We start from the raw sequence: 15151 nt of genomic DNA, 5'->3' as shown, positions 1-15151 counted from the left end.
CCTTTAAATACTTTAATTGTAAATTACAGAGCAATTAGAAATAAGTATCAGTTCTTATGTGTATTTATATGTCTAAAGAAAGTTTATTGTCTATTTTTATCTTATCCATAAGTTATGTATAAATCTTTATAGATATGTTTATGTAAAATATATATAAAACTTATGAGAAAATGTTAAAATAACGGGCTTAATTTTTTAAACTTTGTAAATATCAGAAATAAGAGACTAAATCGATGCCAATCATTACGTTACCAGATGGTTCTACTAAACAGTTTGATCAAGCTACATCAGTTATGCAAGTGGCTGAAAGTATTGGGACGGGGCTGGCAAAGGCTACGGTAGCAGGACGTGTAAATGGTCAGCTAAAAGACGCGAGTGATTTAATCTCTGAAGATGCAAGTGTTGAAATTATTACCATGCGAGATGAAGAGGGCGTACATATTATGCGTCACTCTTGTGCGCACTTATTAGGTCATGCCTTAAAGCAATTGTTTCCAGATGCCAAAATGGCCATTGGACCAGTTATCGACAATGGCTTTTATTATGACATTGATATGGAATATAAAATTACGCCTGACGATTTGAAAAAAATCGAAAAGCGTATGTTGGAATTAGCTAAAACCAAATATCCAGTAATTAAAAAAATGTTATCACGTGAAGAAGCCGTGGCAACATTTGAATCTCGTGGTGAGGATTACAAATTAGAATTAATTCGTGATTTACCTAATGAAACGGAATTTGGTTTTTATTTTCACGAAGAATATGTCGATATGTGTGTTGGTCCTCACTTGCCAAACATGGGGTTTGTTAAGGCACTAAAACTAACTCATGTTGCGGGTGCTTACTGGCGTGGTAATTCAGATAACGTTATGTTGCAGCGTATTTACGGCGTTGCCTTCCCAGATAAGCAATCTTTAAAAGATTACTTGCACATGATGGAAGAAGCAGAAAAGCGTGATCACCGTAAACTAGGTAGAACATTAGATCTATTTCACGTTGAAGATTTAGCCCCTGGAATGGCTTTTTGGCACCCAAAAGGAATGACCTTATACCGTATTGTAGAAGAGTATATGCGTGGTCAGTTGGTTGCTAATGATTATGATGAAATTCGTACCCCATTGATTTTAGACCGCTCATTATGGGAAAAATCAGGTCACTGGGATAAATTTAAAGACAATATGTTCACCACAGAAACCGACAACCGTGATTACGCGGTTAAGCCGATGAACTGTCCTGGTCATATTCAGGTTTATAACCGTCACCTAACCAGTTACCGTGATTTACCGATTCGTATTGCTGAATTTGGTACCGTACACCGTAATGAACCATCAGGAACCCTGCATGGTTTAATGCGTGTTCGTTCATTTACACAAGATGATGCCCATATCTTCTGTACAGAAGAGCAGATTAAGGAAGAGGTTCAAGGTTGTATCGATTTAGTCTTTGAAACCTATGCTGATTTTGGTTTTGACAATATTGCTGTTAAGTTCTCAACACGACCAGAACAGCGTGTAGGCGCTGACGATGTTTGGGATTTGGCCGAAGCCGCTCTTGAAGAAACACTTAAAGATGCAGGTTTAGACTATAAATTGCAACCTGGTGAAGGTGCGTTTTATGGCCCTAAAATTGAGTTTCAATTAAAAGATTGTATTGGTCGAGTTTGGCAGTGTGGAACGATTCAATTGGACTTCTCAATGACTCAAGCAGAGCGTTTAAACGCAACTTATATTGGTCAAGATAATGAAAAACATCATCCAGTAATGATTCACCGTGCCATTTTAGGTTCACTTGAACGTTTTGTTGGTATTTTAATTGAACATTATGAAGGAAGATTTCCAACTTGGTTAGCGCCGGTTCAAGCTGTAATTGCTCCAATTTCTGAATCTAACAATGAATATGTAGTCGAAATGACTAAAAAATTGAAAAAACATGGGTTTAGAGTCGATTCGGACTTGAGAAATGAGAAGGTTGGGTTTAAAATTCGCGAACACACAATGCAACGTGTTCCATATATTTTGGTTGTAGGTGATCAAGAGATGGAAGATGGTAGTGTAAATGTTCGTGCAAGAAATGGTCAAAACCTAGGCTCATTTAGCTTAGAACAACTTGTAAAACTATTGAATGACGATATTTCTAATCTAGGTCGTGTTGTAGAAACACAAGATTGAAATATAGTTAAGTTTGTTTAAAAAACAGACAAAAAAAGAATTTAATTAATTGGAGGATATTGCTATCGCAATCAGAAGAGGTCGTGGAAGACCACAACAACCAGAAGCACCAAAAGATAGAATCAACAAGGCGATTACTGCTACACCAGAAGTAAGATTAATTGACGCAGAAGGTGAACAAGCGGGCGTTGTGTCCATTCAGGATGCATTAGCGCAAGCGGCAGAAGCCGGGTTAGATTTGGTTGAGATTACTGCGAAAGCCAATCCTCCAGTTTGTAAAATCATGGACTATGGTAAATACCTTTACCAGCAGCAGAAAAAGCAGCATGAAGCTAAGAAAAAGCAGAAGCAAGTCCAGGTTAAAGAGGTTAAGTTTCGCCCAGGAACTGAGGAGGGAGATTATCAGGTAAAACTACGCAACCTGGTGAAATTCCTAGATAACGGTGATCGCGTCAAGGTAACTATTTGGTTCCGTGGCCGTGAAATCACTCATAAGGAACTGGGACTTAAAATGTTGGAACGTATTAGGGATGATATTCAAGAGGTTGCTACCGTTGAACAAATGCCTAAGATGGAAGGTCGTCAAATGCAAATGATGGTCGCTCCAACAAAGAAAAAGCAAGCTAATTAATTTTAATATTTTTTAAAAATAATTAATTGCAATACAACAGCTGGGGTCTATTTTAATTTATTAAAACAGATTTCTGGTGCAGCTCCCTCAGTGCTGTTCGTTGTTCCGAGAATAAATCAAATGTATTTTTATACATTTAGATTTAATTTAAAAACTGAAAGTGGCTCAATTTATTGAGTAACACTAAAATGCGGAGTTTCATTCAATGCCAAAGATGAAAACAAATAGTAGTGCTAAAAAGCGCTTCTCAAAAACTGGCTCAGGTCGTTTTAAATGTAAACAGTCTCACTTACGTCATATTTTGACGAAGAAATCGACTAAGCGTAAACGTCAACTTCGTTCTGGAAGTATGATTCACGATCACGATGTAGCGATGGTTCGCCGCATGTTACCGTTCGCTTAATTGGAGATTTGAAACATGGCAAGAGTTAAAAGAGGTGTCATCGCACGCCGTAGACACAACAAAGTATTAAAAGCAGCAAAAGGTTATTACGGAGCTCGTAGTAAAGTTTTTCGTGTTGCTAAACAAGCTGTTATTAAAGCAGGTCAATATGCATACCGTGACCGTCGTACTAAAAAACGTCAGTTCCGTCGTTTATGGATTGCGCGTATTAACGCTGCAGCTCGTATGAACGATATGACATATAGCCGTTTTATCAACGGATTGAACAAAGCTGGTGTTGCAGTTGACCGTAAGGTTTTAGCTGACATTGCAGTTCATGATGCTGCGGCATTTACAGCTATCGCTGAAAAAGCAAAAGCTGCTTTAGCGTAATTAATGCTACTAGGGTAACCTAGTTTTAAAATAGGGGGCTTTGGTCCCCTATTTTTTTTATTTGAATTGGGTTTATCACCTTTCAATTAAATGGCCATGCAAGATGCCACTGTATTATTTTTAAGTAAATTAAGTGTCATGTTTCATAACCATTTCAAATCAATTAGAAACAGTTTTAAAACTATATTATTGAAAATACTCTTTTTCTTTAAGGTGTTTATTTACGACCAGTTTCTATTAATACCGTTTAGGACTTTTACTAAATGCAAGAACGACTTCAAAATATTGTTTCACAAGCGCAAGCAGCGGTTGCTGAAGTAACAGAACTTTCAAAATTAGATGAGCTACGTGTTCAGTTTTTAGGTAAAAAAGGTGACTTTACTGAACTGATGAAAACATTAGGCAAGCTTTCGCATGAAGAACGTCCGAAAGCAGGTCAAATGATTAATGAAGCAAAGCAGGTTGTTCAAAGCTTGTTAAATGCTAAAAAGAAAGAACTTGATGATGCTAAGTTGGCACAAAAACTAGCCGAAGAATCTATTGATATTACGCTTTCTGGTCGTAATGCGGATATAGGCAGTTTGCATCCAGTCTCTCGTACACTGCACAGAATTGAAACATTATTTGCAAATGCTGGCTTTGATGTAGAAACCGGTCCTGAGATTGAAGATGATTGGCATAACTTTGAAGCTTTAAATATTCCTGAAACGCATCCTGCTCGAGCAATGCATGATACGTTTTATATAAACGAAAATACCGTGTTAAGAACACACACCTCTGGTGTGCAGATACGTACAATGGAAAATAAAAAACCACCTTTACGTATTATTGCACCAGGCCGTGTATACCGTTGTGACTCTGATCAAACTCATACTCCAATGTTTCACCAGGTAGAAGGTTTGATTATTGAGAAAAACGCTAGCTTTGCCCAATTACGTGCGTTGCTAATTGAGTTTTTGCGTCAATTTTTTGAAGACGAAAATCTCAAAACGCGTTTTAGACCTTCTTATTTTCCATTTACTGAACCTTCAGCAGAGGTAGATATTGCCACAGATTTATTTGGTGATGGACGTTGGATTGAAGTTTTAGGTTGCGGAATGGTTCATCCAAATGTTTTAACAAATGTTGGAATTGATCCAGAAGAATATACTGGTTTGGCGTTTGGTTTAGGTGTTGAACGATTGGCGATGCTTCGTTACAACGTAAAAGATTTACGTCAATTCTTTGAAAACGATCTTCGTTTTTTACAGCAATTTAAATAACACCAAACCTGGCATTGCCTCCGGTGATTATGCCTTAAAGGCATAGAGTAAATTAGGTATAGAGAATAAAATATGAAATTTAGTGAAAACTGGTTAAGAGAGTGGACTAATCCTAATTGGGATACCAATACCTTATCTGAAGAATTAAGTTTAGCGGGTCTAGAAGTAGATGGTATTGAGCCGGTAGCGGGACAGTTTACTAATGTGGTGGTTGGGCATGTACTGTCAGTTGAAAAACACCCTGATGCAGACAAATTAAATGTTACTCAGGTAGATGTAGGTCAAGCCGAACCTGTACAAATTGTATGTGGTGCTAAGAATGTGGTTGCAGGTATGAAAGCGTGCTGTGCTATGGTTGGTGCTGTATTACCTGGCGACTTTAAAATTAAAAAAGCCAAACTACGTGGTGTACCTTCAAATGGTATGTTGTGTGGTGCAACTGAAATTGGTTTACCTGATGATGGTGTTGATGGTTTACATGTCTTACCAGATGATGCTCCTATTGGTATGGATATTCGTGAATACCTAGATTTGAACGACAGCTCTATTGATGTTGATTTAACACCAAACCGTGCGGATTGTTTTAGTATTTTAGGTTTAGCAAGAGATGTCCATGCTATTAGTGGGGCTGAGTTAACAACCCCATTTAAAGATAAAGATATGGCTGGCAGTATTGCTTGTAGCCAATCTATTGTTGTGAATGAAGCTCAAGCGTGTCCTAAATATTTAGGGTGTGTGGTGACGGATTTTGACACAACAGCAAAAACACCTGCATGGATGGTACAAAAACTGCAACGCTCTGGTTTACGTTCATTAAATTTAGTTGTCGATATTACCAACTATGTACTGTTAGAACTTGGACAACCCATGCATGCTTTTGACTTGGATAAACTGCAAGGTAGTCTTCAAGTTCGTATGGCTAATACGGGTGAAAAATTAACCACCTTAGATGAAAAAGAAATTACCTTAGAAGATAATACTTTGGTTATTGCAGATGACAGTGGCGCAATAGCTTTAGCAGGTATTATGGGTGGTCTTTCAACTTCGGTTACCGACACAACTAATAAAATATTTTTTGAATGTGCCCATTTCTCACGCTTAGCCATTACTGGTAAAGCACGTCAATATGGTTTACATACAGATTCTTCTATGCGTTTTGAACGTGGTGTTGACCCAATGTTACCAGAACGTGCATTAAACCGTGCCTTGCAATTATTTACTGAAATTGCCGGTGGTCAAATTAGTGCAGTGGAAGCTAAGATTTCTTCAGAAAATATGCCAAAACCAGTTGTTATTGAACTGCGTCGTGAAACCATAGCTAATCGTTTAGGTGTTGAAGTAGAAGACACTCAAGTTGAGGCTATTTTTAAAGGTTTAGGATTTACCATTCAAGCCAATGCTAATGGATGGACAATTACTGCACCTTCATTCCGCTTTGATATGGCGATTGAAATGGATTTAATTGAAGAAATAGGGCGTGTTTATGGTTATAACAACCTACCAGAAACACCTGTTATGGCTCCAATGACATTGAATGAACTGGATGAGTCTGAACAATCTTTAAGTACACTTAAAAATGCCCTAGTTCAACGTGGCTACAATGAAGTGGTTACTTACAGCTTTGTAGCAGAAGACAAGCAAAAAGCCATTGCGCCAGATTTGCCTTATGTATTGCTTAAAAACCCAATTTCAGACGATATGAAAGCCATGCGCACGACTTTGTTTCCAGGTTTATTGCAAACAATGGCGTATAACCAAAATCGTCAGCAATCTCGTGTACGTTTATTTGAAGCAGGTTTGGTTTTTTATAAAAACGATAATGACCCTACAGGTGCAACGCAAATACCTATGTTAGGTGGTGCTATTGTCGGTAGTGTTACAAAAGCGGGTTGGGATGCAGATTCTCGCAATGTTGATTTTTATGATATTAAAGGTGATGTTGAAACCCTATTTAGCATGAGTCACCAACTAGAAAATATTCGTTTTGAAAAATGTAATAATCCAGCGTTACATCCTGGACAATCTGCTTCAATCACCAAAGATGGTCAAGAAATTGGTATTATTGGTCAATTGCACCCTCAAGTTGTTAAAACAATGGGCGTGAGTGGAACGGTATTTATGTTTCAAATTCGTCAAGATGCATTAATGACAATGAACGTACCTATGGCACAAGCGATCTCTAAGTTTCCAGAAACGCAACGTGATTTAGCTTTTGTTGTGGAAGAAACTTTGCCAGTGCAAAAACTCATTGATGCGGTGACTTCAGTAAAATCAGATATTTTACAATCAGTAGAAGTGTTTGATATTTATCGAGGTCAAGGAATTGAAGACACCCAAAAAAGTGTTGCGATAGCACTTAAAATTCAACACCAAGAACGTACGCTTCAAGATGAAGAAGTTGAAAGCCTAGTTGATAATATCTTGGTTGCAGCTAAAGATGCTGTAAACGCAGAACTTCGTTAAAATACATATTATTATTTAAGAACCAAAATAAAATTAGGAAAATTTTATGACATTAACTAAAGCAGACATTGCACAAGACCTAGCGGATACATTTGGCTTTAACAAGCGAGAGTCTAAAGAATTAGTTGAACAATTTTATGATGAAATCAGTGATGTATTGGTTTCAGGTGAGCAAATTAAACTTTCTGGTTTTGGTAATTTTGAACTACGTGATAAAGCACCGCGTCCAGGAAGAAATCCAAGAACAGGGGAAGATGTTCCAATTTCAGCACGAAGAGTGGTAACATTTAAGCCTGGTCAAAAACTACGTGCGCAAATAGATAACAATGGCTAAGCCCAATAAAAGCAATCAATTTTCAGAGCAACTTGAAATAGAGTTGCCTGATAAAAAATACTTTACCATTGGTGAAGTGGCTGATATTTGTCAGCTAAAATCGCATGTACTGCGTTATTGGGAGCAAGTTTTTCCTCAACTTGAACCTAGTAAACGTCGTGGTCGTCGCTATTATCAAAAGAACGATGTAATTTTGGTATTAGAGATTAAAAGTTTACTACAAGATCAAGGTTTTACTATTCCTGGTGCCAAAGCACGTCTTTCAAAAAGAGAGGTTGATGTATCAGATACCACCAATCTAAATAGTGAACAAAAAAATGCTGTTGAAACTCTTCAACAGATAAAAAATGAGCTTTCCGAGTTTAGAAGTTATATAAATAAACGATTCCAATAATATTATTGAAAATGTTTACTTAAATAAGGCTTTTATTTTTATCATGTGCACGCACAAAACTCAATGCTAACAGAATTTACCAGGCCTGGTAATTATGCATTTTGGCTTTAGTGTTTTATGAGCATAGGGTAATTTGAAGGAATCTCAAATCTTTATATGTTTTATCGTTTTACTTAGTCCCATAACGTATGAGACTAAGTAATGATAAAATTTCAATCAAATCGGAATGTAGCGCAGCTTGGTAGCGCATCACACTGGGGGTGTGGGGGTCGCAGGTTCAAGTCCTGTCATTCCGACCATTATTTTATTCATAACGAGTAATCTTTATATCAACATATAACAATATGTTTTTTAAAGTGATCACTTTCATTAACTTTTACTTTAGTGTGTTTAGTCAATCAAATCAGAGTAATTGATTCGTAGTAAAAATTATTAAATCTACTTTAGTGACGACGTTTTTTCTGTTCTATTTCTAACTGAATCATCTCTTTCAGAAGTGATGATGCACGTTCTTCATCTTGTCTAAGATTTGCTTTTAATAAATGCTTCCAGGTTTTTTGTAGCTTTTTTTCTAATTTAGAATTTTCCATAACCAAACTCCATTTTTTATAATATTTAGTAATATATTATTACTAAAGAGTGGTTAATGCAAATTTATTTTATATAAAATCATTAGGTTGGCTTTAATATATGAAAATAAAATTAGAAAAATTGGTTATGTTTTATATTATTTGTGAGTAGGTTTATTTCAATAAACGCTATAAACAAATGTATAAAAAGGGTGTAGCTGTTCAACTAGATACTATTCAAAGATACAGCGTTTTATTTTATAGATTAAATAGCCAATACTGTATTTTGGTGGCTTTTAATTGGTATCGGCACAAGAAATTTTATAAGAGATTGAGTATTTGCGCCTTTATACACGTCTTTATAAACGCCTTTACTAAGAGTAGGTAATGGCGTTAGTTATTTTATGTTTCATTAGGTGGGTTTTTTAAATCTGTTTTTTAATTATTAGAAAGGTATTTTTTTAAGGTTTGTGGGCTATGTTTAATGTAGTTCCATTGTGTGATTAGACCGATTAAAAGAAATAATCCGCTTCCAATTACAATGCTTAATAACCATAAATATAGATCAAAAGAAGGACTGCTTTTTAAAAGGTAGATGCTGATTAATACGCTGGCTATTTGTGCAAAACTAGCCGCTAAAATGCCTGCTAAACCACCCAAAAAGGCAAATTCTGTTAAGCCGATTTTTATAATCTCTTTATTTTGAGCTCCAATGGTTCTAAGCAGTAACCAACTTTGAACTCGTGACTGTTGGCTAGCAATGGTTGCGGTAAATAAAACGGCAATACTGGCCAGTAAAGTAAAGGCGTACAGTGCAGAGACAGCCCAGCTTGCTTGTGTCATAATTTGTTGAATTTGTAACATGATTTTACGCACATCAATCAATAAAACACCTGGCGATTGTGTGGCTAATTGTTTAGTAAGTTCTGATACGTTGGTGTGTTTATGTTCAGCTAAATAGAAGTTACTCAAATACGAGATAGGTAAAATTCTATCTTCTTTTGGTTCAACAATAAAAAAGAAGTTAAGCTGAAAACTCTGCCAATCTACTTTTCTAAAACTGGTTACTTGATACTGATATTGTTGGCCAGCAAAATTAAATGTGAGTTCATCCCCCAGTTTAATATGAAAAAGCTCAGCCATACCTTGTTCAACAGATACCCAAGGCTTGTTTGGATTTGCTTTAATTTGATCAGTAATTACATTGTGTTTCGGTAGGAAGTTCATTACCGCTACATTTGCTTCTCTATCTAATAAACGTTTTGCTCTTTCATTGGTTTGCTGTTCTGCTAACAATGGTTTGTTATTAATTTGAGTTAGCCTACCTCTGGCCATAGGTGCTTCGGTTTTATTTGGAATACCTTTAAGTAATTGATCTACATTTTCTTTTTGATTGGGTTGAATATTAATCACAAACGCATTGGGTGTGTCTTGCGGTAAAGATGCTTGCCAATTGTAAAGTAAGTCTTGGCGTACAAAAGTCATTAACATTAATACAAATAAAACCATGCCTACCGATACCAGCTGAATTTGTACCAGACCTGGTTCTTTATTTAAATTAGACAGGGCAATTTTGAACCAGCCTCGACTGTAAGACTGTAATACATTAAGTAATTTAAGCAAAGCCAATGAAGCCAAAAACAGTAAAAGACTAAAGACAATTATGCCTGCCACAATCCACACCAAAGTTTGAATATTAAGCATTAAACTGACTAAGGCTAATAGTAAAAAGAAACTAATAAACCAATGTAAATAACCCGTTTGCGAAGGAACAGATTTTAAAATTTGAATGGGTGGTGTTTTTACCGCACTTTGAAAGGCCTGCCAGGCAAATGTCCAAAGTACCAAAATACCACTAAAAAAACCAACTGAAAGGGCAAGAGTGGGATTTGGAATAACTAATGGGGTAAAAAAGTTTGCCAAATAGGGTTGCGCAAGCACCGATATAACATAGCCTAAACCCGAACCGATGGCACTACTAAAAATGGCTATCCAACTTAATTGAAAAGCAAAAAGTCGTGTCATTTTTCCATTACTTGCACCAAAAGCCCGCATTAATGCCATGCTATTTTTCCAGCGCGTTAAGTAAAATCGGCTAGCAATTAAAATAGACATACCCGCCACTAAAATAGCCGATAAAGCTGATAAATCTAAAAATAACCAAGCGGTTTCAAGTGAGTTACCTAAATCTTCAGAAGGGGCTTTGGCGGACAAAACTTGCCATGCAGAAGGTTTATTTTTTGAAACTTGTTTGGCAAACGTATTTAACGCTTTTTCATCACCTGCAACACTCAACTTATAGGTTACACGGCTACCAGGCCCTATTAATTTAATTTGATTAAGTTGTTCTAACGGCATCCAAACGTGTGGTGCAAACCCCGCCATTGGACTAACCGTTTGTGAACTTTCAATTGCTCCATTTAGCTTAAAAGTTTTAGTGCCTAAGGTAAGAGTAGCCTGGTCATTAATTTGCATGAGTGACAGCAGTTTAGGTTCTATCCAAACTCCATCCTCTGTTAATGGTGTAAATGGCAATATTGAATTTGACGTTAATTTACCTCTTAGAGGTTCTGGGGTAGAGAGCCCTGTAAGCTGCACTAATTGAAAACTTTGTTGTCCTAGCGTATTTTTTGCCAAAGCCATAGTCACAACAGAAACACTTTGTGATGTTTTTAACCCTAGATTTTGGGCTTGTTCTTGCCATTTATGATCTATTGGTCTAGAGCTTTGAATAACGTAATCAGCACCCAAAGATTCGGATGCTTTGCGCAACATACTTTGCTGTACGGTTTCACCGAGTTGTTTAACAACAGTAACCGTTGTACTGGCGATAATGACAGCAATAATTAACCATATCCAATCACCTTTTTTTAGACTTCTAATAAACCATTTTGATGCGGTAACGGCCTCGTACTGAATAGATTTAAACATCTGATTTATCCATCTCTTTCGTTTGTTCAGCACAATTATTTTCTGCGAGGTTTTGTTCTATAAGTTGACCATTGTGTAGGTGATACACTTTTTGACAGCGTTGCGCTAATTCTGAGTCATGTGTAACCAGTATTAACGTCGTTTTTAAATTACGATTAAGTTCAAAAAGTAGAGCCTGAATTTGTTCTGCGGTTTCTTCATCTAAGTTGCCTGTTGGTTCATCGGCAAATAATACGGTAGGTTCGGTGACAAACGCTCTAGCAATAGCCACACGTTGTTGTTCACCGCCAGATAATTCTGCTGGTCGGTGGTTTGCACGGTGTTGCAAGCCTACTTGTTCAAGGGCTTTATGGGCTTTTTCATAGGCATTATCAATTTGAAACAGCTCTAAAGGCATTAATACATTTTCTAAAGCTGTCATACTGGGCATAAGTTGAAAGTTTTGAAAAATAAACCCTACTTGTTGGGCTCTGATTTTTGCGCGTTCATCCTCAGAAAAATGCTCAATATTATGACCAAGTAAACCTACTTTGCCTGATGTGGGCAATTCAAGCCCAGCCATTAAAGAGAGTAGGGTTGATTTACCTGAGCCAGAACGTCCAACAATGGCAATAATTTCTTGAGGCTGGACACTTAAGTCGCAGGCTTTTATGATATCTAACACCTCAGAATCGGAAGGAATCTGGTAATGCACATTTTGCAGTTCAATCACGCAGTCAAGTTTATTGGTCATGCCATTGGTATTCATTTATTTAAGCTTCTCTTATTGCTTACGTTAAGTATTGGTTTGATTTTTCATCCTAGTCTAAGCGTTGCCCAATCGCAAGGTCAAACAGCCGATAAAAATATAAATAAAAATGAATTTACTAGGCCTGGTAAGTTGCTAGTTATGGGGGATAGTTTAAGTGCGGCTTATGGTATTGATGTTAAAGATGGTTGGGTAACGCTTTTACAAAATAAGATTTCACCCATTCATATTGTTAACGGCAGTATTAGCGGCGAAACCACCTCTGGTGGCGTGCAAAGATTACCGGCACTGTTACAAAAAGTAAAACCTCGTTGGATGATTTTAGAGTTGGGTGCTAATGACGCTCTTAGAGGTCAAAATCTAACGGTGACTCAGCAAAATTTGCAGGAGATGATTGACGCGTGTGTAAAAGTGAATCCTCAATGTAAAGTGATATTGCTTGGTATTCAATTACCCACCAATTATGGACCAGCGTATGACGGACTTTTTAAAAAAATGTATGAAGATTTAGCTCAAAAGAACAATCTCACTTTTGACGCTTTTTTTATCGAGCCCGTTGCATTAGAGCCTGATTTAATGCAAATGGACGGGTTACACCCAAATGCTAAAGCGCAACCCATTATTGCCCAGAGAATATTTAATTTGCTCAAACCTGTTTTAGAGGATTCTTTAAGTAATCTTAAAAAGTAAATTTGTTAAAAAATTGACTAAGAACAAACTAATAAAGAGATAGTTTCTGCGTATTTTTAATCGTTTGTTTTATAATGACTAAATAAAGCGAAATGTTAAATTGATTTTGCTATTTACGTTCACTAATTTCACCAAACGGTCGTTATTTTAGAAATGAACCAAAATAAAATGTGGTGATGCATCAATAACTGATTTATGTATCGTCTAAAAATGGCTAAAAGCTATAACGATTCTGTGAAAACTTGCCGTTTTACGAACTATTATTAAACTAGAGTGATTTACTCCTAATGCAAAACAAACTACGCCAGGCAATCAAAGCGATTCAAGGACATAAAATTCCTGAATTGCCTGAAGAAATTATTGAGCTAGACAAAGAGGTCTCAAGTAAATTTGCCAGCATGGCTAATGTTGCAGAGATTATTTCAAAAAATACAACGCTTTCGGGTGAGTTAATGCGTTTGGTTAACTCTCCTGTTGTTAAATTAAAAGAACCTGTTGCCTCTATTAGAGATGCCGTAAATGTAATGGGCTTTAACAATATTGCTAATCTATTGGTTGCTGCAGCAATCAAAAACATGTTTGGTAGTAAGGGTTTATCTAAAGATATTATGGATCACAGTGTTGATGTGGCTTTTTGTATGTCTGATTTATCTGAGTGGGTAGACGGTATAACAAGAGATGAAGCCTATATGCTTGGGTTATTTCATAATGTTGGTGCAATGATGTTAGCCGCCAAAAATGAAGATGTTTATAAGGGATTATTTAGAGACTCCATGTCTAAACCTGTGAGTATCATTAAAAAAGAAGAAGAAGCTTTTGGTTCAAATCACGCCATGATTGGTGTTCTAATTGGTCAAAAATGGCATTTGCCAGTTAATATGCTTAATGCCATTATGCTTCATCATAATGATAAATGTGAACGTATTAAAAATGATCGAGTTAGAGCTATGGTGGCGATGATTAAAGTGGCTAATGCCATTGTTTCTGAAATTTCATTGGGTGTTTACCGAAGCGAAGAAATGCGTGACTATGAAAGTGACGGTTTGCAAGAACTTATGATTGATGACGAAGTGGTTTCAGATATTAGAACCGCATTGATGTCATATAACTTTAAAGACTAAATAGTTAACTATACTGCTTAACGGATTTTGTGGGAATAGGGTATACCAGGCCTGGTAAAACTAAATTACACTTACTTACAAACAAAGCATAAAAAAAGAGCGTGTTTTAAATAAAACACGCTCTTTTTTATTTTTAGCTCTAAAAATGACGTAAATATTATTTTAACTTACAATCTAAGTGATACGCCACTTGCATTGTGTTTTCTAATAAAGTGGCAATCGTCATAGGGCCAACACCACCTGGTACAGGTGTTATCCAACTAGCACGTTCTTTGGCTATATCATACTCAACATCACCGCAAAGTGTGCCATCGTCCATACGGTTAATACCTACATCAATGACAATCGCGCCATCCTTAATCCATTCACCCTTAACCATATTTGGTATACCAACACCCACAACCACTAAATCCGCTTCAGAGACTTTTTTAGGTAAGTCTTTCGTTGCACTATGGCAAACGGTGACTGTTGCACGTTCATTTAAAAGTTCTAACGTCATCGGAACACCCACAATATTAGAAGCCCCAACGACAACCGCATTTAAACCACGTAATGGAATGCCTGTTTTGGCCAACATAGTCATTACACCATGTGGGGTACATGGCGCTAATTGTGGCATGCGAGTAGCTAAACGACCAACGTTGTACGGGTGAAAGCCATCTACATCTTTACACGGGTGAATACGTTCAATAATTTCTTCTGGATCAATATGATCAGGTACAGGTAACTGAACAATAATACCGTGAACATTCTCGTCGGCATTTAATTTATCTATTAAAGCCAATACTTCTGCTTGTGAGGTTTCTGCAGGCAAAACTTCAGACACATCATTAAAGCCCGCTTTTTGACAAGCGATTTTTTTATTACGAACATAAACTTGAGAAGCGGGGTCTTCACCCACCATAATAACGGCTAGCCCTGGTGGTTTTTTACCTAAAGCAACTTGTTTCTCAACTTCTTTTTGAATTGAATCACGTAGTTCGGCTGCAATAGCCTTACCATCTAAAATTTGTGCAGACATTGTTTTTATCACCCTACATAAGAAAAATTGACTAATATCATAAC

At 36.7% G+C, this 15151-nt stretch carries 14 protein-coding genes and 1 tRNA gene; 11 read left to right on the top strand and 4 right to left on the bottom strand.

From position 1 onward, the window contains the following. The first annotated feature begins 233 nt into the window (after positions 1-233). From thrS to ACYQ0E_RS08920, 9 genes are all read left to right on the top strand, one after another. Positions 234-2168, top strand: a complete 1935-nt coding sequence (gene thrS / locus ACYQ0E_RS08960; RefSeq protein ID WP_460187885.1) for a threonine--tRNA ligase — start codon at positions 234-236, stop codon at positions 2166-2168. A gap of 70 nt (positions 2169-2238) precedes the next feature. Next, positions 2239-2799 carry a translation initiation factor IF-3 gene (gene infC, locus ACYQ0E_RS08955; RefSeq protein ID WP_460188709.1) on the top strand — a complete coding sequence of 187 codons (561 nt, stop codon included), beginning with the start codon at positions 2239-2241 and terminating at the stop codon, positions 2797-2799. A gap of 205 nt (positions 2800-3004) precedes the next feature. Beyond that, positions 3005-3202, top strand: a complete 198-nt coding sequence (gene rpmI, locus ACYQ0E_RS08950; protein ID WP_081696406.1) for a 50S ribosomal protein L35 — start codon at positions 3005-3007, stop codon at positions 3200-3202. A 15-nt stretch (positions 3203-3217) separates the two neighbouring features. Then, entirely contained in the window at positions 3218-3574 is a 357-nt protein-coding gene (gene rplT, locus ACYQ0E_RS08945; protein ID WP_040728104.1) for a 50S ribosomal protein L20, read from the top strand. Between the two features lie 263 nt (positions 3575-3837). Beyond that, the gene (gene pheS, locus ACYQ0E_RS08940) at positions 3838-4836 is read left to right on the top strand and encodes a phenylalanine--tRNA ligase subunit alpha (protein ID WP_460187884.1); all 999 of its coding nucleotides are present in this window, start codon (positions 3838-3840) and stop codon (positions 4834-4836) included. Positions 4837-4908: 72 nt separating this feature from the next. Beyond that, positions 4909-7299, top strand: coding sequence for a phenylalanine--tRNA ligase subunit beta (pheT, locus tag ACYQ0E_RS08935; RefSeq protein ID WP_460187883.1), 2391 nt, complete (start codon positions 4909-4911; stop codon positions 7297-7299). Positions 7300-7345: 46 nt separating this feature from the next. After that, on the top strand, positions 7346-7633 hold the full coding sequence (locus tag ACYQ0E_RS08930; protein ID WP_040728109.1) for an integration host factor subunit alpha: 288 nt from the start codon (positions 7346-7348) through the stop codon (positions 7631-7633). Further along, positions 7626-8027 carry a MerR family transcriptional regulator gene (locus ACYQ0E_RS08925; protein WP_460187882.1) on the top strand — a complete coding sequence of 134 codons (402 nt, stop codon included), beginning with the start codon at positions 7626-7628 and terminating at the stop codon, positions 8025-8027. The genes ACYQ0E_RS08930 and ACYQ0E_RS08925 overlap by 8 nt, the downstream gene beginning before the upstream one ends. A 222-nt stretch (positions 8028-8249) precedes the next feature. Next, a tRNA-Pro gene (locus tag ACYQ0E_RS08920) sits at positions 8250-8326 on the top strand. A 144-nt stretch (positions 8327-8470) separates the two neighbouring features. On the opposite strand, the gene ACYQ0E_RS08915 is transcribed toward ACYQ0E_RS08920, so the two are convergent. From ACYQ0E_RS08915 to ACYQ0E_RS08905, 3 genes are all read right to left on the bottom strand, one after another. After that, positions 8471-8617: a hypothetical protein gene (locus ACYQ0E_RS08915; RefSeq protein ID WP_460187881.1), complete on the bottom strand. Its 147-nt coding sequence runs from the start codon at positions 8615-8617 to the stop codon at positions 8471-8473. Positions 8618-9034: 417 nt separating this feature from the next. Beyond that, a complete protein-coding gene (locus ACYQ0E_RS08910; protein WP_460187880.1) occupies positions 9035-11527 on the bottom strand; it encodes an ABC transporter permease in 2493 nt (830 codons plus the stop codon). Next, positions 11520-12260 (bottom strand): ABC transporter ATP-binding protein, encoded by a 741-nt coding sequence (locus ACYQ0E_RS08905; protein ID WP_460187879.1) that lies wholly within the window; start codon positions 12258-12260, stop codon positions 11520-11522. The genes ACYQ0E_RS08910 and ACYQ0E_RS08905 overlap by 8 nt, the downstream gene beginning before the upstream one ends. Between ACYQ0E_RS08905 and ACYQ0E_RS08900 the strand changes: the two genes are divergently transcribed. After that, complete coding sequence (locus ACYQ0E_RS08900; RefSeq protein WP_460187878.1) at positions 12216-12965, top strand: arylesterase; 750 nt, start codon at positions 12216-12218, stop codon at positions 12963-12965. The genes ACYQ0E_RS08905 and ACYQ0E_RS08900 overlap by 45 nt on opposite strands. Positions 12966-13252: 287 nt before the next feature. Beyond that, positions 13253-14086, top strand: a complete 834-nt coding sequence (locus ACYQ0E_RS08895) for an HDOD domain-containing protein (protein ID WP_460187877.1) — start codon at positions 13253-13255, stop codon at positions 14084-14086. A gap of 157 nt (positions 14087-14243) precedes the next feature. Here ACYQ0E_RS08895 and folD read toward each other — a convergent pair whose 3' ends face one another. Beyond that, complete coding sequence (gene folD, locus ACYQ0E_RS08890) at positions 14244-15107, bottom strand: bifunctional methylenetetrahydrofolate dehydrogenase/methenyltetrahydrofolate cyclohydrolase FolD (RefSeq protein ID WP_460187876.1); 864 nt, start codon at positions 15105-15107, stop codon at positions 14244-14246. Between the last annotated feature and the right edge of the window lie 44 nt (positions 15108-15151).

The sequence above is a fragment of the Thiomicrorhabdus hydrogeniphila genome (assembly GCF_054656895.1).
The sequence above is the reverse complement of the archived record's forward strand: the minus strand, read 5'-3'. Positions and strand labels throughout refer to the sequence as shown.

What these genes read in the sequence shown, in the direction of transcription:
- pheS (WP_460187884.1), top strand. Translation starts at nt 3,838, where the DNA reads ATGCAAGAACGACTTCAAAATATTGTTTCACAAGCGCAAGCAGCGGTT.
- rpmI (WP_081696406.1), top strand. Translation starts at nt 3,005, where the DNA reads ATGCCAAAGATGAAAACAAATAGTAGTGCTAAAAAGCGCTTCTCAAAA.
- ACYQ0E_RS08895 (WP_460187877.1), top strand. Translation starts at nt 13,253, where the DNA reads ATGCAAAACAAACTACGCCAGGCAATCAAAGCGATTCAAGGACATAAA.
- ACYQ0E_RS08900 (WP_460187878.1), top strand. Translation starts at nt 12,216, where the DNA reads ATGCACATTTTGCAGTTCAATCACGCAGTCAAGTTTATTGGTCATGCC.
- ACYQ0E_RS08925 (WP_460187882.1), top strand. Translation starts at nt 7,626, where the DNA reads ATGGCTAAGCCCAATAAAAGCAATCAATTTTCAGAGCAACTTGAAATA.
- folD (WP_460187876.1), bottom strand. Translation starts at nt 15,107, where the DNA reads ATGTCTGCACAAATTTTAGATGGTAAGGCTATTGCAGCCGAACTACGT.
- ACYQ0E_RS08915 (WP_460187881.1), bottom strand. Translation starts at nt 8,617, where the DNA reads ATGGAAAATTCTAAATTAGAAAAAAAGCTACAAAAAACCTGGAAGCAT.
- ACYQ0E_RS08910 (WP_460187880.1), bottom strand. Translation starts at nt 11,527, where the DNA reads ATGTTTAAATCTATTCAGTACGAGGCCGTTACCGCATCAAAATGGTTT.
- pheT (WP_460187883.1), top strand. Translation starts at nt 4,909, where the DNA reads ATGAAATTTAGTGAAAACTGGTTAAGAGAGTGGACTAATCCTAATTGG.
- thrS (WP_460187885.1), top strand. Translation starts at nt 234, where the DNA reads ATGCCAATCATTACGTTACCAGATGGTTCTACTAAACAGTTTGATCAA.
- rplT (WP_040728104.1), top strand. Translation starts at nt 3,218, where the DNA reads ATGGCAAGAGTTAAAAGAGGTGTCATCGCACGCCGTAGACACAACAAA.
- ACYQ0E_RS08930 (WP_040728109.1), top strand. Translation starts at nt 7,346, where the DNA reads ATGACATTAACTAAAGCAGACATTGCACAAGACCTAGCGGATACATTT.
- ACYQ0E_RS08905 (WP_460187879.1), bottom strand. Translation starts at nt 12,260, where the DNA reads ATGACCAATAAACTTGACTGCGTGATTGAACTGCAAAATGTGCATTAC.